Below are 17,473 nucleotides of genomic sequence, written 5' to 3'. Positions count from 1 at the left end.
GGCTGGTCCACCAGGCACACAAGGTGCCGCTCAAAGGCGAATCCATGCGCAAGCGCACGTCAACCGACGCCAAGAAACGGGCATCGTGATCACCTACGCTACAATCTCCTGACCGCGCAGTACCACCGTCCTTCCCTGATCACGTTCGCCGAAACCGCTGATCACCTTCACCGAAATCCGCAGTCAAGGCGCAGATCCGCGCGAAGTGGCTGTCCTGGCCCGGCCCGACTACCGCAACCAATTTCATCTACATCGTCGACGAACTGAGCGGTGACCGGGCACGCCGGGTGGCCGAGGCCAACTCCGGCCATACCGAGATCCGACGCCGCGCGTGGGAATCCGTGAATCGCCAAGCCGCGCTGGAGGTGGTCTAATGGCCCCGACCGACGAGCAGGACGCCGTCGTTGACGCGGTAAAGGGCGGCGACGCCCTCAAGGTCAAGGCTTACGCCGGCGCGGGCAAGACCTCCACGCTCCGCCTGAAGCTAGTGATACGGCGCCACCGAGATATCTTCCTGCTCGCCCGCCGGCAGCGCTCCCATGGCACGGCTCTCGCGGGGGTGGGTCAGCCTGATCAGCGTTGCGTGGCGATCCTGCTGTTCGAACGATCCAAGTCGAACTACCTCACGATCGTGGACGCGGCCGCGATGCTCACCAACGCGCAGTTTCTGCCTTGCGACTCGGCGCACGAGGTGGCGATGGCGGACCACCTGGTGGCACAGCGGCGCGCCTTCCGAAAACCGCTCCGGCACATCGGCACCGCGCCGGTTCATCCCGATTTCGTGCTGACCGACACATCGCCAGAGGTGGTAATCGACGTGCTGGGAATAGCTGGCAACCCGGAATACGACACCCGAATGGCGGCAAAGCGCCAGCACTACCGCGCCGCCGGCGGGCCGTTCGTCGAATGGAACGCTCCCGCGCAACCGCTTTCCGCGGTTCGGCTGCCGTCCCCTGTTGGGACAGCCCCGGAGGCCACCCATGCAGGCTGAACACGCAGCGATGGATGAAGAACTGTTCCATAGGGCAGTGGAACTGGTCCACCAACACCGTGCCGCGTCGGTGGCGCTAATCCAGCGCCATCTGCACATCGGCTGGCAAGCTGCGGAAGCACTGTTGGCCCGCATGGCCGCCGAAACGATGGTCGTTCGCAAGATGCAAAACGGCCTTTACCTCTACATCCACGGCCCTATCGGCGCGGAACTGGCGCGCCTGAACGGCTTTGCGCAGGAGGTGTTGGCCGCGCTTACCGAAGATTGCATCGACGTGGCCCACCTTCGGGCCTCTGCCATTCGCTATGGCCTGGCTGCAGAGACAACCGTCTCGGCCCGTTGCGGCGACCAGTGCGCCTGCGCGGCGCTCTTCGAGTTCCCGGTCCGATGCTTCAGGGCAAGCGGGGCAGCGCTGGGCTCTGGTGAGCCTTAGGCATCCACGACTTGAGCGAGATACAGGGGATCATCGTCGCCCCTATGCGTTGGTCCAACCCGGACGAGCGGATTCCTATGTCCACACCCAAGGCAGATGAAAAAGAAGCCGCGTCCGTCCAGCTGTGGGTCTACCGCGTTAAACATCACCGAGCCGAGAGGCTGACGGGTCCCACATCCACCCGGCCCTGCATTGGGCCAATCAACAAGGTAGCAATGCAGCAGTTCGATAACAACCAATCCGAATACCCGGCGCCTGAAACCGTCCTAGCCATTCGCGGCGCGATCGCAACCGGCCGCCACGGCGGTCCGATGGGGCCTGAGGGTCACTGGCTCAACGAGTTCTGGCAGATCGGCCGGACGCTTCGCGACCACAGAGAAATACTGCAGGGCTTCCAGGGCACGGCGTGCCGGAGCCTGCTCAGCACTTCGACTCGATACCTCGCCATCAACGAGCCGCTATTCGAACGGCCTGACGAGCAATCTTAACGGGCAGCCGGTCGGTGCAGGCATAATTCCGGCTTTTCCACCCGGACCTTGCCATGCCAACCGGCCTGCTCAACTGCGCCCACTGCGATGGCGCCCCGCTTTTCATCGCCGGCCGGCTGCAGGCCGTCGTCGTCTGTGAGGAATGCGGTATCTCAACGTCGCCAGTCCGCCTGGAATCCACTGACACGGGCACCGCTTTTGCGCAGTTGCGCTCGATCTGGAACACCCGGGTGGAACACCGGCCGGCAGACCAGCAGACGATTTCCATGCTCGCCCGCCGTGAGCTGACCTCCTCCGACATTCCTTATTTCCTGAACCTGCTCGCGTCGACTACTGGCGAATGGGCAACGAGCGGACCGAAATTCGCCGCCATGGCCGCGGCGTTGGCGCAGCCTGGATTCCAGTTCAAACATGTATCCCCGCCCGAAACCGTCCTGGAGGACGCCGGCCGGTACCGCAAACTCGTCCGCCGCTCGAAGGTCATCTATATAGATGGCGCCCCCCTGGTCCGGTTCGATCACATACCGGCCCTCGCCGCAGCAATCGCCGAGGAAGCGAAGGAAGACGATGAATGGCCCTTCCCCATTCTTGAAGAGTTTGTCGCGCGGGCATTAGACAGCTTGCCGGATAACGCCGAGCCTTGACTTCGCGCAGGCCGCGGCAAGCTGGAAGCTCCACAAGCCAGGACATTCCCATGCTGCGACCGCTCGCCTCCGCCCTCTCGATTTTCCTCTGCTTTACCCCAGCTGCGGCCAGCGCGAAGGACTCACCGGCTCGGGCCTGTGCACACGTAATGGCGCAAGGCGGGCGCCAGCCATCACCAAGACCAGCCAGACGCGGCTCTTGTGTTACCGCGCCTATGCCGTGACGCGCTCCGCTCAGACCCGAACGGCGCTCCGGGAATACCTTACCCCGAAAGCGGTGGATGCCGCCCGCGAGCTGCCGCGCGACAGCGACTGGCTTGCCGCGAATGAGCGCGCCAGCCTGGCTGACTATGGGGCAACCAAAATGGCAACAAAGCACAAGGGGCCCGCGCAAGGATTTTGCTTTGACGCGGCTTTTCGGTAAAAGCGACCCCTTTTCTGCGAGCTTTCTGGGAAAACAGTATGAGCATGCTCATACCTTTGCCATCGAGCGTTTGCGGATATTGGCCGGAAGGCCGGCCGACCAGCGTCGAATAGGGGCCTGCTTCCGCAGAGCAGTTCCGGCCTCAGCCCTCTTTGGCAAGAATTCGATAGAGCTTGGTCCTTGAAATCCCAAGCTGCCGCGCAGCCACTGCTTTGTTGCCATCGGCGGCCAAGATTGCGGCCTTGACCTCATTCAGAGTGGGTTCCTTCTTACCCAAGCTCAACTGGGTGGAATAGGTAGAAAGATAGGCATTCGCTTTGGTCGCCCTGCTGTGGCCAGCGGCCTCCACCACCTTGCGCATCGCTTCGCGGTGTGCCTCCACATCAACAACTCGCCCGCCCCCCTTCACAGCCGCCGGCTGGCCGCTCTCCCGCTTATACATCTGCTGCAGGTATTGGTGACGCAGCCCGTGCGCCGTCACACCGTCGCCGTCTTTGGTGATTCCGTGCTTCTCCAGAACGGTATAGAAGCGTCGGCGCCACCGGCTCTGGGAGAAGGAAGCAGGCATCAGCGTGCCTCGCTCCGGATTCGTGACGTATGCAAGTGTTGCCGCCTGGCCGAGCAACTCGTACTGCCAGCCGAACTCTATCGGGACCCGGCGGGCGCGCCCGCCTTTTGTGCCGTCATGCACGAGCAGCATTCCCGATGGCAGGACGTCCAAAGCAGGCCGCAATCGCCAGCTTTCCTTTGCTCGCAGGCCAAAGCCAGCTTCCAGCTTGAGCTGCAGTGCGACGTGGGCGTCCGTGACCGCGATCTCGGCGATCTTCGCCGCCGCGTCAATGCCCTTGCCATCCCACGACCGGTCTTCGCGCGCAACATAGTTGCGCTCGTATCCGGACGGTCGCTGCACATAGTCGTCGATTCGGCCGACCACGTTGGTCTTCCCCATCCATGACATCAGCGCACGCAGGTGGGTGAGGCGTAGCTCCACCGTTCCCACGTTCAGCTTGCGTTCCTCCACCCAATACTGGACCAGCCAGCGGATGTGCTTATGGCGAAGGCTATAGGGCGAGGTGACGGCCATACGCCCGATGCTGCGCAGCTCCACGAACATGGCGAGATGTGCCTGCACGCGCTGCCGCTGTGACATCTGCGACAGCGATCTGCCGCTGACTCGCGTCCCGCTATGCGGCAGGTGCAAGTGTTCCGCAGCCAGGACTGCGAACTCAGCCTTGAATCTCTCTGGCAGGTTGTATTGGTTAATGATGGGGCGCAGGTTGATAGTCTTGGTCATAGGCGTTCTCGAACGTTTGCGCTTCGCGCGTGCGGCCACGGGCGAGTGTCCGCCATCGGACCTCGCAGCTCGCTGCTGGACAGCGCCGCCCCCCGATCCGGCTTTGTCCCCTCGGTGCTCCGGGGTACCACCCCCAGCTTTCCGGCCCACCCAGCCGGTCTTGCCACTACCTTCCTGTCCTTTAGCGATGCCAAACCGATCAGCCCTGAGCATGGAAGCAATGCGTCGTGACTGTCCGCAGTGCGGGTGCAGGCCTTCGCCTTGCACGCCGCTGCGCGGCCACCCTATCCGGTGCATCAATGGATGCCAGCCCTGACCGCGCCAGGGATTTCGTCCTGGTGCAGCCGGCCGATGCCGTGATGAGTGATTACTTGTTGCGCCGTTCTGGTACCGGTAGCGCCCCCCGGGTCGATATTGCTCAGAAGCCTGCGTCCACCGTTCGTTCGGTACGCAAACAGCTCCCCGCCCCAAAGCCGGATCATCCCCGCCGCGGTGTGTCGAGCTTCGTGATCCGCGCCCAGCCAAGCGGCTGAAAGGGCGTCGGGCATTCGTGGAAATTCCACAGAGCACCTGTCCGGTGTCCGGCTTCGGAATTGTCCACACTACGGTCTATTTTCACGAACAGACCGCCAATCGGCTTGCTATCGCGGTGTCCGGTGTCCTCACTATCCGACACGGTCCACTTGATTTGATTGAAAAAAATGCCGGTTCAATTTCCGGCGTGAACAACTGGCGATCGCAAGGCCAGGATGTCGGGGCTTTGCGTGCTGGATTTGCCGCGCAACTGGCGGCGAGGTCGATGCGTCGGGGACGCGGTAAGTGCTCAAAGCATATACCAGGCGTGCGCCAAACGGCAACGTTTGCCACTGCAAAATCGCGAGCTTTCGGCGACTTGACTTCGAATTTCCGACGGTAGAGTGGGCTATGTCGATCTGCCAATTAATCCGACGTTCTCAAAGCAAGACCGACAAAGTCCGACCAAGTCCCAGATGCCCGCACCGCCCCGATGTGAGTGAGTGGGACTCGGGAGCACGAAGTCTCACTTGCTCGAGGTACGAAGGACATTCGGCAAATCGAGCCATCCACCTCTATGAATCGCCAAGGAGTCCAAATGAAGTTCTCGACCGTCGCAATCGATGTTGGCTACGGCAACACCAAGTCCGCCTTCCCACTTGGCTCGGACATCGCAACTAACATGTTCCCGTCCCTGGCACCCGTTGCCGCGACATCCTCCCTCACCACGCACGCTGGTGGCATCTTCCGGGCACGCAACGTCGTGAATATGGAGATCGACGGCGCGCGATATGAGGTCGGGCCTGATGTCTCGCTGAGCGCCGCCCATGTCCATACCGGTCGCTCCCTCTCCGAGGATTATGTGACGACGCCCAATTACGCTGCCTTGCTTGCCGGATCGCTGCACTACGCCAATGCCAAGGAGGTTGATCGGCTGGTCCTCGGCCTGCCGGTCCACAATACCCAGAAGTACTCGGCCTACCTCAAGGACCGTTTCACCGGCACCCATGACTTTGGCTGGGGCGATGTCCGAATCAACAGCGTCCTCCCGCTGCCGCAGCCGTTGGGCACGCTGATCACGTACATCCAGCAGAGCGGCAAGAAGTACGACCCTGACAATGCCTACCTGGTCATCGATGTCGGCTACTTCACGACCGACTGGGTGGTGGCGCGCGGCTACACCATGGACGACACCCGAAGCGGCGGGGCGCCCGGTGGCGCAGCGCGCATCTACCAGCAGGTGGCAAGCCTGATCTCGGCTGACCGTGGGCAGCCAACCGACAGCATCGAGCGCATCGACAAGGCCATTCGCGATGACAAGCCCATGGTGTTCTATGGTCAGGATCTGGATGTTTCGCCCTACCTGGCGGAGGCCATGGCCGTCGCCCATCAGCCAGTCAAGGAGATTCAGGCACGCGTCGGCCGCACCGAAGATATCCGGGCCATCATCCTGACCGGTGGTGGCGCCCAGCTGTATGCCCCGACCATCCGTGCTGCCTTCCCGCTCAACGTGATCCACATCATGGACGCGCCGTGCTTCGCCAACGTCCGCGGCTTCTACACCATCGGTTCCGCACGGCATGCCGCCAGGGCTGCCTGAGGATGCCGGCCATGGACAAGCTTCAGATGACCGTGACGCTGTCCGCCGACTCGGCTCCCGATCTGCTCGCTTACCTGCGGCAGTACCCGGGAGCCCGGGAGCGGGCGTTCATGCTTAAGCTGCTCGCCCAGCGAGGGCTACAGCTTGTGCTCAGCTCAGGTCCCGACACGCTGCTGCGCCCGCATACTGTACCAACGGCTCCGATCGTTGCACCATCGGCACTAGATGCTCCGCTCCGGGGTCGGCCTGATCGGTCAGCAGCGAGCGAAGAGGAGCCGCCCGCACCGTATGCAGCCGTGTCGCAGATCTCGCCGTCGTCGCCGGCAGCGGTACGACAGCTTGTTGTGGAAAGACCGCAACACGCGTTAGCCTCCGCAGCGGAGGGGCAGCAGGCTGCGCCAGTGACCGCACCAGTGTTGGTGCCTGTAGATCCCGGCACTGGCCCGCTTGCCGGCCTGGATGTCGGCGCGCTCAATGACGCCATGGCGCGATTCGGGTGAGCGAGGCGCCGCGGAGTTTCGCGGCGCTTGACTGACTCTCGTTGTGTGGCAACCTGATATCGTTCAAAGACACGAAGGATACCGAGCCATGTTCGAATACCTGTCCAACACTCAAGGCATTAACCGTTTCGTCTTCACCGTCCTCATTGGGTGGTGCCTTCTAGAGGCCACTCTGGTTGTCTACAATGGCATCAAGAAGCGAAAGCGTCGCTGATATCCTCAGACAAAAAAAATGCCCAGCAGTACGCTGGGCTTTTTTTGTTAATGGGATTGCCTCTCAGTGAAGAGTCGGCGCCAAACAGTAATCGAGGGCGGAATCGAATGAGAACTTCCGGCCCAGGAAGGTGAAGCTGCCGGACGGCTCACGGCGGTACACATCGAAGAACTCCGCTTCCGATTGTCCGGCCTGGACTTCCGTAGCTGCCGTAGCGCGCATGGCCTGGATATGCAGTTTGTTGATGATTGCTGTGAATCCCTTTTGCGGCATTACATTTCTCCTTGGAGAATCTGCCACGGGATACCCTACCCTATGGGAAGGACCCACAGGGCAGAGTTTAAGTATGACGCCACCGTCTGGTGGCGATCTGGTCAGGCTGTAGCTACCTGCTGAGACATCAGGCGCAGCTGGTGCTCGGTGCGCCATTGATCGCAAAAATCCGTGCCACGGACTTTCGGTCTATGCATGACCGTGCACAGCCCTTCGGCCCGCAACCGCTTCTCCAACTTCAACGCGTCGGCCATGCCGGGCGACTTGCCTGTCTTCGGATCGACCTTGTCGAAATCCGCGAAGATGTGCACGGTGTGGATGCCCAAGTCCGGTGGCACCACGAACTGGCTAAGCAGCACACGGTTCAAGCAACTCCAGGCCGGCACGCCAAAGAGCATGTAAGCTGCATAGGCATTCTCCAGCCCTTCGGCAACGCCAACTTCACCGGCACGCGGCTGCATCAATCGCACCGCGCCACCTGCAACCGGTAACGCCGATGCGTCATTTCGCTTGGCCGGCAGGATTTCACCGTCCGCGCTTACGATCGTCGCCTTGGCAGGCGATACCGGGTCCAGCGACGTCCGATGCACCGTGGCCATGCGTCCATCTGGCAGGCTGAACTGCGCAACGATGGTGGGATAGCGACCGACTAGCTGGCCCTCATACCAGTAGTCCTGCACCGCCAGCCGCAACGAAGCGGGCCGCGGCGCTCGCAGATCCGGAACCCGGGCTGCGAGATAGCGCATGGCGTGATCGCCATGTACCAACTCGGCGGCAGAGTTCCACTGCTTGACGATGCGCCGCATCTTGGCCGCGGAGTCATCGGGCCTGCAATGCGGCGCGGGAACAGGCCGGTAAGGCCGAGGATCAACCGGAACGGCTGGCTCGCCGTTCAATTCGCGCTGCAGTTGCCAATACGGCATGCCGGTGTAGCAGCGCACAAGCTCCAGACCGTCGCCGGCTTTGGGGTTGCCCGCATTGCACTTGCGGCACACCCAATCGCCGCGGCCGCGCTTGTTGTCATAGGTAAAGCGGTCATGGCCGCCGCATAGGGGGCAAGGACCAGGACGTCCTCGCCAGAAGTTGTCCGTCAGGACTTCCGCTGGCAGGTACTGTCTCACCAGAGCGTCCCATTGAGCGGGCGTCCAGCTTTTCACAATGTCACTCAGTTCTTTCATGGGATGGCTCCAGATGGAGGGTTGGTCGATGCCTGAGACAGGCGAAGGAACGCTTGCTCAAAAGACATCCCGGCCGTAGCCAGAAGGTCTTTTCAGCACGGCGTTTTGCTGGGGAATATGGGGATTTGGCCGACCGGCCGAGAAAGGCACCGCTGCTACCGGACAAGCCGGTAGCAGTCAGTTCAAAGAGGTACTTCTTGGAGCGGCGCGTCAGTACATCGGCGCGCCATCGTTGCGGAAAGGAATGCCATCGAGCGCTGCAGGTCGAGCGAACGGAATCTCCTCGTCGTCGAATCCGCCGAAGCCACCGGACGGCGGTTGCGCAGGCTGCTGACGCGCCCCGGCCGAGCGTTGCGTTGGCGGAGCCGAGCGCTGCTCACTCCCGCGACGCTGCTGCAAAGCCACTCGCTCTACGCCGGCATCGCCGTCGTCATCATTGGCACCTGCGCGACCACCGAGCATCTGCATTTGATCGGCGATGATCTCTGTACTGTACTTGTCCTGGCCGGACTGATCCTGCCACTTGCGCGTACGAATGCGGCCTTCGATGTAGACCGACGAACCCTTGCGCAGGTACTGACCAGCGATTTCTGCCAGCTTGCCGAAGAACGAAATGCGATGCCATTCGGTTGCTTCCTTCATTTCGCCGGACTGCTTGTCCTTGTAGCGATCGGTGGTCGCAATACGGATGTTTGTCACCGCGTCGCCACTGGGCATGTAACGAGTTTCAGGATCTGCCCCGAGGTTGCCCAGGAGGATGACTTTGTTGACGGATGCCATGGTGCTTCCTATTCAATGAACGAGATTGATGTTCCAGACCCACCTGTCCCAGAGTTTCTGCTCTCCGGTCCTTGGATCCTTAATGGGATCGCCAGTCTTCTTATCAAAGGCTGGCACCTTCTCCTTGCGCAGGCGTTTGACCGCAACACGGTCACCCAGCTTGCAACCGGCTTCTGCGAGAGCGTCCTTCAGACCTTCGCCCTGCAGGGTCTTCTCGCCGGCACCCGTGTACAGCTTGACGGCAAACGACGTGTAGGTACGAGGCCCACCAGACTTACGATTGGGGAACTCCATTTCGCCCCATTCGATGAGCTTGCCCACGGTGTAGGCGGAAGAGGAACCCTTTTCAGAGGAGGCGCTTCCGCCCCCTTCCCGCTCGCCGCCTTCACGTTTGCTGTGCGATGGCTGGGCGCCATCCAAGCTGCGCGTTGGCTGAAAGCGGCGCCCTCCTGCTGGTACGTCACTACTTGTCGGCGAGTCCGCCGGGAGTTCCCGCTCGGCTTGAAAAATGACGTCAGCCGCGACCGTCTCCAGCGCTTCGCCTGGATGCACGCTGACCTGTTTCCAACGAGGGATCACCTCCGGCAGCAGCTTGTCGCCATACGGCGTGCTTTGCAGCCGATGATGAAAGCCCCCAACGAAGTGGATTACGCGATCACCTTCGTCCCGAAGCAGATGGGGGATGCCGTGAACATAGAACTGCCGCTCGTTGGCGGCGCCTGTGCCGACCGGGATCATGCTGGAAGAGGATGACCCTCTCTGTTCCGCGCTCAGAACACCGGCCACACGCTTGATGAGATTGAGCCAAGTCATGGTCTAAAGAAGAGAGCCACAGCACAAACGTCGGACCGCATCGAGGTCGCCACGCAGCCTGGCGTGATTGAGAATCACGTCTTGCAGGGTCTCAGGGTCGACCCCGGATACGCCGCAGACGTAGCTGTATGGCAACGCGCCATTCCAATAGCCAAATATCCAGCCGAGCGTCATGGAGTATTCCTCCAGGTCGAGAGCCCGATTGCGCATGCGGGTACGCAACATCTCGGCACAGTCGATAAGGGACTCCGGCATGTTGTCGCCGCGGCGGCTATCGCAGGCGAGGCTGATGAGAGCGTCGACCATCTTCTCGCGCACCGCGTCGCTCCAGAAGGAGGGGTCGGGTAACGGGTCAAGCTTGGGAGGGGGCATTACGATGGCGGCCGCTTCACCGAAGAAGTCGAGCTGCAATCCAGCTGTTGTCGTTTTCATTTGGTCTCCGGACAGGCACCCGAAGACCCACCAGCCGGCGGGTAACGGGTACCCGCGACAGGTGGAAGCGCCGCCTCAGAAAGGCGGCAACGGATCAGGAACGCTCGTACGTTGCCGTTCGACGAATCGGCGTAACCACTGCCGAGCGCTCATAAGGTTGTTGCTTGGGCTCCGCCATCTCCTGCGCTTCGTGCTTCGATTTGGATTGGATATCCGGCATGGAAACCTTGGGCGCTGCGGGAATGGCCTTGTTCCAGGCTATGACCCGGTGATACAGGAATGACAGTCCAACGACGATCACAAAGGCACCGACGATGAATGACTGCGACGCCATGTACAACACCATACAGAGCATGAAGAATTTGAACGGACGCTTGATGAGATTCGTGACAAAGGGTTCCATGGTTTCTCTCCAGAAACGTTGCAAGGGACTTCCTGGCGGATGCCAGGCGATGGTTCGATGCTCCGAGGAGCAAGGAATCTCTGGAGGAACAGCTGCGCTTCAACGCGCTTGCGGCATGCAGTAGCGCATGGCGAAAGCACGCTGGCGTGGGCGGAGGACTATGAGATTGAGCGCTGCCGCCATTCGGCACGCGCTAGGTCGATGCGTCTGAACGCAGGCTTTTCACGATCCTACTGGGACCGGATCAGAGAAGGCAGGCAGAAAGCTAACCAAAACACGCCGGCTTTCCAGGAAAAACGCATGAGCGTGCTCATGGTTTCAGGTCGCGCCTGTAAATTAAAAAGCGTTTATTTCTGTTTTTCGAATATCTAATATCGACCCCTGACGTTAGGGGTAAACCCCTAAATTTTGGGCAGACGGCACCGATAAGCGACGCATAAGCAACCAGCTTTGCACCCCGCCCGGCAAAAGACACCCCTTAATGAAGAGCTTTTGCTACCCAAAGGGCGCCGCACGTTCCGTACTCTCGATGAGGACTTGACAACGCTTCTGGGCCGTAACTCTGGTTGTCAGGTTCCTTCCAAGTGAGCGAAACATGCCGCAGAAAAAAATCAAAACTGAAGACCTTCCTGCCGTGCGGGCAGACATCGTGAATTTCCCTTTGCAACCTGAGGTCTCCCGAGCGGAGATGGCCTTACGCAATGCGCTGGGTACCGTTCCAGTCAACGAGGACGCATTCAGCCGACTTCTCCAATGTGTCCGAAACATTCAGCGCACGAAGGACAAGATCTCTCGTCTGCTCCAGGACCTTGGGGCGGACCTTCAGCTCGTGCATGAATCGACGACGGAAATCGTCGCTGCTGAGTACGGCGACACCCGAGCGGCACGGTCTCGCGCGCGGGACATGTTTTTCACCATCGCTGAGGACGCCCTCGACCTCACTCGTAGCCAGGCACAGCTATACCTGAGTCTCTACCATCGCTTTCTGCAGCACAACGGCGCGCTTTCGAAGCTCAATATCGGTGAGCTGATGGTACTCCGCCGGCGTGACTACTCTGCGGAGGAAATCGACGCGGTCATCGAATTCAAGGAAAACGACCCGGCCTACCATCGCAAGGACATTCGCAAGTTCGTCGAGCGGCTTCGTAAGCAGGAGGAGGAGGTCATCGACGTCCAAACCAAGTTGGACATCGCGACGGCGGAGCTTGCAAGCACGGTTTCCGAGAATGCCGACAAGGATTTTGAGATTAGGCGCCTCAACGCTGAGCTCGGTCGATTGGCGTCAGAGCGCGACGCCGACCGGGAAGCGCTGAGTCACGTACGGGAGGAGATGACCCGTCAAAACTTGAGCTACAGCGCCATCCGAATGCAGATCGACGATCTGGAGCGCGAGAAGCGAGAGCTGCAAGAACGCATGGCGTTTTCGAAGGCCAATACCCGCCCGGAAACCGTTGAAGTGCAAGTCGTTCCGCCAGGCTACGCCTCCCTGGAAGACGCCCTGGCCGCCAAGAATGACGAACTCTCCGCTGCAAAGGCAGAGCTGGCCGATATCCAGTCGCGGCGCCAGCAGATTGAGGACGAAATCGCAGAACGCTCGTCCGTCCTGGATAAGCGGGCACGCGCCCGTGATGAACTCGCCAAACTGGTGACGGAATTCGAGCAACTCGTTTCGACATTCGCGTCGGCGCAGCTCACCGTACAGATGGCCGGAGACGTTTCCGAGTTCCGCCCGGTCTTGACGGTGCTCGACAGCATCGTCTCCCGTCTCCACGCCGACATTCGCTCGGCCCTGAATGCCCGATGAGAGCAAAGAGCTATGCAACACCACTCCCCCACCTCAGAGTTTGAGCGCTTGCGACTCACCAGGATGACCTGCGACCGGATTCGGTCGGCAAACTATCACCTCACCGATCACCTTGCGGAACTGCTCGGCGCGCACCCCGAGCTTGAGCAGATGCTGCATATCGGCAAAGGTTCCGTCGACAAGGTTCGCAAGGCTGAGGCCACGCAACGCGATTTGATGGGCACCCCGTTCCTCGTTGTCGTGCCGACGCTCTCCGAGGTACAGGACTGGCGTTGTTTGAGTGAAAACACAACGACCACGCTGGCCGTCGACACGCTGCGTTCCCAGTTACCTGGCTGGACCAACGACGACAAGCTTCGCTTGTTCTACAACAATCGCCATTACATATGGCTGATGGTTGAACTGCTCCATGTCAGCATTCTGGCCGCGCCTCTTCTCGGGATCACCAAGGATCTAGCGGAGTATCTTCGTTCGCTCCCGCAGCACGTCCTTGACAGGGCCATTGCGCGGGTCGACTTCCCGATTTTCCGTTGGCGCCTACATAGCAAGACTTTCTGGATCGACTTCGATTCCAGTCGGCTGGGGACCGATTCGAATGCGCATCACTTCCTGACCTCCACCCCGCTGCGCGCTGATCGCATGGCGACGAAGAACAGCTGGACCAACCTTCGTTTGGAGCCATTCCAGAAGAAGGTCTACAGCGAAATGATGGTCCGAAGCCACTGCCGCGCCTCGACTATCACATCGCTGCTGGGCATTACCTCGACGCGTACCCGCAAGCTGTTCCAGCAGATCCACGGAAAATCCTCGCCCTCGGGTCAGCTACCGACGTCGACGGCCTGGTACTTCGAACACCATACCCATCGCCTTCAGGCAACGATCATCGTCTCGCTGTATCGCATTGCATTGGCGTTCGGCGCCAATGTTCCGGAGGCATTCATCGCAGCCTACGATCTCTTCGAAAAATTCTTCGGAACTGCGTCCAAGGTCTCTGCCGATCGGGCATGTCACATTTGCCGAACCATGTCCACCGATGCGCAACTCGAATTGGCACCCTGCAGGGTATGTCGGACACCCTATCTCATTGCAAACGTGGCACCCCGTATTGAACTCAGCCATGCATTCTCCTGCCCCGGCTGCAGTGGCCTACTGGGCGGTGCAAATGGCGCGGCGCGCCGGCGCAAATAGATCAAAGAGGACTGAACGATGATGAGTACCGCTACTCTATTCGTTCTCGTCTTTGTGGTGCCCCCGGGCCTGGCATACAAGCTCGCGCGACAATGGGGACGAAGCGGCTGGAAGTGGGCGTTGATCTGCTTCTGCACACATTACATCGGCCTCTTCCTGCTGTATCTGCTTCCGTCACGGGCGACCCCAAGGCTTCAGCAGTACTGCGGGAAGCATCCTGAATGCCCAACGGGGAATGTCATGCCCTGCTCCTATTGCGGATCGCGCAGCATCCGCCTGTGACGCGAACAACGGTTCCTCTCCATGCGGCAGCACCATATTTGCAACCACTGCGGCCGGATCCTTTACACGACTGATGCTGATGCCCCACCTTCAGGGGGTCAAAGTTGGCTTTAGTTTGTCGTCTAGATAGTGGTCCCCTTCGTGTATGCTCACGCCGGCCGAAGGCTGGGCGCGGACTTGACTTTGCGCCCCGGACGTTAAGCTAAAAATAACGGACCGATCCCCGGCCGATTCAAAATCAGAGAAGAAAAATGCAAAACTCCAAATTCGCTCTCAAAGCACTGGCCACCGCTACGACGCTCGCCCTCGCGGCGTGTGGCGGCGGTGGTGACGAAGCGCCGACCAACGGCAATCCGTCGACCACGGCCCCTCCCCCGGCTCCGACGATTGTGGTTCAGGGTACGGCCCCGGCAGTGAATGCCGATCCGCTGGCGGTGATCTTCGTGCCACAGACGGAAACCTCCACCAAGTCGGTGCTGCAATCCATCGCCTCGAATATATTCCCGGCCTCCCTCCAGAAGGCGACTGCCGAAGGCGCATACACCCAACTCGGCATTGACGCAAACAGTCTCATCACTCTGACTAGCGGAAAGGTCGCCGACGTAGCTGGCAATGGTGACTTCGCAATTGGTCGGTGGACGGATGGATCGAGCAGCATCGGGAGCCTCAACGCGAACCAGGGAGCGCACTACGCTTTCGGTAAACCTCTGAAACTTCAGCCTGACCTCACGCCCGGCGCAGAAAAGGCATGCTCACTGATCGCTAGCACTGCGCCTACCGCCATTAGCGGCAACTTTGTACCAGGCAAGGTGAATGCAGCGACCGCCGCAATCGCAATGGTGGGGCCAACACTTAAGTCCTTCAGTCTAGATGTCGCAATTGGGTCGGATGCACACGCCAACGCAACCGCCACGCTGACGGCTCTCGATGGGGTACTGCAGTCACAGGGCTTTCTCCGTCATATTCAGGCAATGGGTAGCGACGCAACGAAGCCGCTGCTTGCAATCGGCTACGCAATGCCGACGCCGTCGAGTGGTGATGTGACCGGGGTGGTCGTTCTACAGTGTCAGTAAAGCAAGTAGCTGCATAGGAAAGACGGCGGGGAGTTCCCGCCGTTCGTGCCACACGATGAATTAGCCACCTCCGTTAGAGCATGATCCGCCAGACGGAGAGAACATATCTTTCGTTGTTCCGTTTGCGTAGACTACACGCCACCACAACCCAAAGTCGTTGTTGTAGCAGTTGCTCACGAACTGTATGTCAACGACTCCCGCGCCTCCCGACGAATTTCGCCAAACGCCATTTTGGCACGACATGATCTTGCCGTTTGGATCGCTTCGCATCGCCCCCTGCGGGTCGCCGCAGCCCCAACCTTCCCAAACCTGCTGTCCTCCGCCGGTTGAAGGAACGATTGCGCCAGCAGCGAAAAGATAACCAGAAGACCGAACTGACCCGTTAGACGCGACATCGCCCCACGACTGCACCACATTTCCATAGACGCCGTCGCCGATGACATTGGACCCGGCGCTCAGATCGCCGTTCGAGCGCACGTAGTTCCCATACACTCCATTGCCTGATATGTTGGAGTTCGCCCGCAGATCACCGTTCGACTGAACATAGTTCCCATATACACCATTGCCAGAAACGTTCGCCCCTGCCGCGACATTGCCGTTCGCGGAGACCGACCCATTCGATTGGAAGTTCCCAACCCGGTTCATCGCTTGGTTGTTCGCATCCATCGGGCCGGTGAGGTTCAACGAACCGTCGCGCTTGTAGAACTGGTTCATGCTTTGCGCGAGCAGCGAGGTATTGCCAACGCGCATCATCAGCACGCCGGCCTGGTTACCGGGTAGCGGATTCGGCGCCGACCAGCTGGCCGCCATCCCGGTAATAACCCCAGGGCTTTCGGCGTAGGACATACCAGCATCGACACCTGCGGTGGCAATCGCGCCGCTCAGCTGATCGGTACGCACACTGCCCGAGGAATCCCGGTATGCCGTAGTCGAGTACATGATGCCGGGGATCGTGCAGTTTGACAGGCCCGCGCTGCAGTTGGTCGGTGTCAGATCCACTTTGAACGACAGTCCGAGCGGGCTTACATCGCTGAATCCGATCGGTAGCAACTGCAGGTTGATCAGGTCCTGGATGGTTGGGTGCAGTGGACTGGCTACTGTCGCCGTCACGCTCCCCGCTGTGATCACCGTCGGGCCGGCTGGGCTGCCGGCCAGCACCGTCATATTGTCAAAGACGTAGGTGTTGACCGCGCTGCCGACATTGGCCATGTACTGGCCGGTACCCATCGCCAGTGCATCGTCGACCAGACTGTTGGTGTTGTGAATCATCACCGCCATCCCGGCGGCGGCGATGGTAAGCTGAAAAGCGGCTTCCGTCAGGAACACGGTGACCTCCGTATAGGGAAACGCCCAGCCAGAGGCCGGGCGCGAGTTGTACTGGAACTGTGCCTCAGATCAAGCCGGCACTGACGATCGAAAGGTCATGGATTTGCTATCTCTTTTCAGAGGAGCCGCATCCACGTGCCTGTCAGTACCTGCTCCAAGACCGTCATCAGGCAATCAAGAGGTCAATCGTGTTGCTGCCCCCCGAGCATGACACCTTGGTCGGATCGACGGAGCCGCCAACCGCCTTGATGGTGGTGCCGTTCACCAGAATCTTGCCGGCGCTGCCTTGATAAGAAGCGACGATCGAGATGCAAGCCGCGTCCGGCTGTTGCGGAATCGTCCATTGAATCGAGTCGTTTGCGCTCAACAGCTGGGCGGGCGCAACCGTCAGGGTGCCGCCGCCCGGCTGCAGGATTACCGAAGTGCCCGACACCGTCATAGTCGTCAGATCCTTGAACACGCCGTTACTGATGAGTGCCGTGACACTCACTTTGCTGTATTGGCCGCGGTAGCTGGTCTTCACCTTACCAACCACGCCGTTCAGCTCCGTGGTCAGCTGCTGCACCTGCGAGTCCGTCTGGTTGCGAGAGAACAGCACGAGGATCGCCACCAGTGCGATCCCGGCTAGCAGCAGGTAGAAGCCATATTCGTCCAGCACGCCGCCACCCCACTGCTTGCGCGTACGGCGATTGCGCTGCCCGGCCGGGGCAATCGTGGGGTCCATCAGATGCAGCTGGTTAGCGATCGGACGCACGTCGTTCGGGGCGTCTTGCGTTGCAGTCAGGGTCTTGGCTACGTCGGTCATTGAAGGTTCTCCAGG

The 17,473-nt window shown here is 60.3% G+C and carries 18 protein-coding genes and 1 pseudogene; 10 read left to right on the top strand and 9 right to left on the bottom strand.

What is annotated here, in order from left to right; translation table 11 throughout:
- From AC3FKH_RS32605 to AC3FKH_RS32585, 5 genes and pseudogenes are all read left to right on the top strand, one after another.
- Positions 1-89: pseudogene (locus AC3FKH_RS32605) on the top strand (AAA family ATPase); the annotation flags it as partial.
- Positions 90-373: 284 nt separating this feature from the next.
- Complete coding sequence (locus tag AC3FKH_RS32600) at positions 374-991, top strand: DUF1173 family protein (RefSeq protein WP_488679731.1); 618 nt, start codon at positions 374-376, stop codon at positions 989-991.
- Positions 981-1,424, top strand: a complete 444-nt coding sequence (locus AC3FKH_RS32595; RefSeq protein WP_488679730.1) for a DNA translocase FtsK — start codon at positions 981-983, stop codon at positions 1,422-1,424. Before AC3FKH_RS32600 ends, AC3FKH_RS32595 begins: the two co-directional genes overlap by 11 nt.
- Positions 1,425-1,501: 77 nt before the next feature.
- On the top strand, positions 1,502-1,912 hold the full coding sequence (locus AC3FKH_RS32590) for a hypothetical protein (protein WP_488679729.1): 411 nt from the start codon (positions 1,502-1,504) through the stop codon (positions 1,910-1,912).
- Between the two features lie 53 nt (positions 1,913-1,965).
- Positions 1,966-2,556 (top strand): hypothetical protein, encoded by a 591-nt coding sequence (locus AC3FKH_RS32585; RefSeq protein WP_488679728.1) that lies wholly within the window; start codon positions 1,966-1,968, stop codon positions 2,554-2,556.
- A 566-nt stretch (positions 2,557-3,122) separates the two neighbouring features.
- Here the strand turns inward: AC3FKH_RS32585 and AC3FKH_RS32580 are convergent.
- A complete protein-coding gene (locus tag AC3FKH_RS32580; RefSeq protein WP_488679727.1) occupies positions 3,123-4,274 on the bottom strand; it encodes an integrase domain-containing protein in 1,152 nt (383 codons plus the stop codon).
- Positions 4,275-4,573: 299 nt separating this feature from the next.
- Between AC3FKH_RS32580 and AC3FKH_RS32575 the strand changes: the two genes are divergently transcribed.
- Positions 4,574-4,807, top strand: coding sequence for a hypothetical protein (locus tag AC3FKH_RS32575; RefSeq protein WP_488679726.1), 234 nt, complete (start codon positions 4,574-4,576; stop codon positions 4,805-4,807).
- 578 nt (positions 4,808-5,385) lie between these two features.
- Positions 5,386-6,387, top strand: coding sequence for a PRTRC system protein D (locus AC3FKH_RS32570; protein WP_488679725.1), 1,002 nt, complete (start codon positions 5,386-5,388; stop codon positions 6,385-6,387).
- Positions 6,388-7,164: 777 nt separating this feature from the next.
- Here AC3FKH_RS32570 and AC3FKH_RS32565 read toward each other — a convergent pair.
- The 6 genes from AC3FKH_RS32565 to AC3FKH_RS32540 form a co-directional block, all read right to left on the bottom strand.
- The gene (locus tag AC3FKH_RS32565) at positions 7,165-7,374 is read right to left on the bottom strand and encodes a hypothetical protein (protein ID WP_316157472.1); all 210 of its coding nucleotides are present in this window, start codon (positions 7,372-7,374) and stop codon (positions 7,165-7,167) included.
- 101 nt (positions 7,375-7,475) lie between these two features.
- Positions 7,476-8,552: a primase-helicase zinc-binding domain-containing protein gene (locus tag AC3FKH_RS32560; RefSeq protein WP_488679724.1), complete on the bottom strand. Its 1,077-nt coding sequence runs from the start codon at positions 8,550-8,552 to the stop codon at positions 7,476-7,478.
- A 210-nt stretch (positions 8,553-8,762) separates the two neighbouring features.
- On the bottom strand, positions 8,763-9,332 hold the full coding sequence (locus tag AC3FKH_RS32555; RefSeq protein WP_488679723.1) for a single-stranded DNA-binding protein: 570 nt from the start codon (positions 9,330-9,332) through the stop codon (positions 8,763-8,765).
- Positions 9,333-9,344: 12 nt separating this feature from the next.
- Positions 9,345-10,145 carry a hypothetical protein gene (locus AC3FKH_RS32550; protein WP_488679722.1) on the bottom strand — a complete coding sequence of 267 codons (801 nt, stop codon included), beginning with the start codon at positions 10,143-10,145 and terminating at the stop codon, positions 9,345-9,347.
- A gap of 3 nt (positions 10,146-10,148) precedes the next feature.
- On the bottom strand, positions 10,149-10,577 hold the full coding sequence (locus tag AC3FKH_RS32545; protein ID WP_488679721.1) for a hypothetical protein: 429 nt from the start codon (positions 10,575-10,577) through the stop codon (positions 10,149-10,151).
- A gap of 94 nt (positions 10,578-10,671) precedes the next feature.
- On the bottom strand, positions 10,672-10,980 hold the full coding sequence (locus tag AC3FKH_RS32540) for a hypothetical protein (RefSeq protein WP_488679720.1): 309 nt from the start codon (positions 10,978-10,980) through the stop codon (positions 10,672-10,674).
- Between the two features lie 595 nt (positions 10,981-11,575).
- Here AC3FKH_RS32540 and AC3FKH_RS32535 point away from each other — a divergent pair.
- From AC3FKH_RS32535 to AC3FKH_RS32525, 3 genes are all read left to right on the top strand, one after another.
- Positions 11,576-12,784 (top strand): hypothetical protein, encoded by a 1,209-nt coding sequence (locus tag AC3FKH_RS32535; protein WP_488679719.1) that lies wholly within the window; start codon positions 11,576-11,578, stop codon positions 12,782-12,784.
- Positions 12,785-12,796: 12 nt separating this feature from the next.
- Positions 12,797-13,972, top strand: a complete 1,176-nt coding sequence (locus AC3FKH_RS32530; protein ID WP_488679718.1) for a FlhC family transcriptional regulator — start codon at positions 12,797-12,799, stop codon at positions 13,970-13,972.
- Positions 13,973-14,505: 533 nt separating this feature from the next.
- Positions 14,506-15,327 carry a hypothetical protein gene (locus AC3FKH_RS32525; protein ID WP_488679717.1) on the top strand — a complete coding sequence of 274 codons (822 nt, stop codon included), beginning with the start codon at positions 14,506-14,508 and terminating at the stop codon, positions 15,325-15,327.
- Positions 15,328-15,387: 60 nt separating this feature from the next.
- On the opposite strand, the gene AC3FKH_RS32520 is transcribed toward AC3FKH_RS32525, so the two are convergent.
- Both AC3FKH_RS32520 and AC3FKH_RS32515 read right to left on the bottom strand, forming a co-directional pair.
- Complete coding sequence (locus AC3FKH_RS32520) at positions 15,388-16,653, bottom strand: adhesin (protein WP_488679716.1); 1,266 nt, start codon at positions 16,651-16,653, stop codon at positions 15,388-15,390.
- Positions 16,654-16,819: 166 nt separating this feature from the next.
- Positions 16,820-17,458, bottom strand: a complete 639-nt coding sequence (locus AC3FKH_RS32515) for a type 4 pilus major pilin (RefSeq protein ID WP_488679715.1) — start codon at positions 17,456-17,458, stop codon at positions 16,820-16,822.
- Between the last annotated feature and the right edge of the window lie 15 nt (positions 17,459-17,473).

Source organism: Cupriavidus sp. 21MJTG02-4 (genome assembly GCF_057798975.1).
The sequence above is the reverse complement of the archived record's forward strand: the minus strand, read 5'-3'. Positions and strand labels throughout refer to the sequence as shown.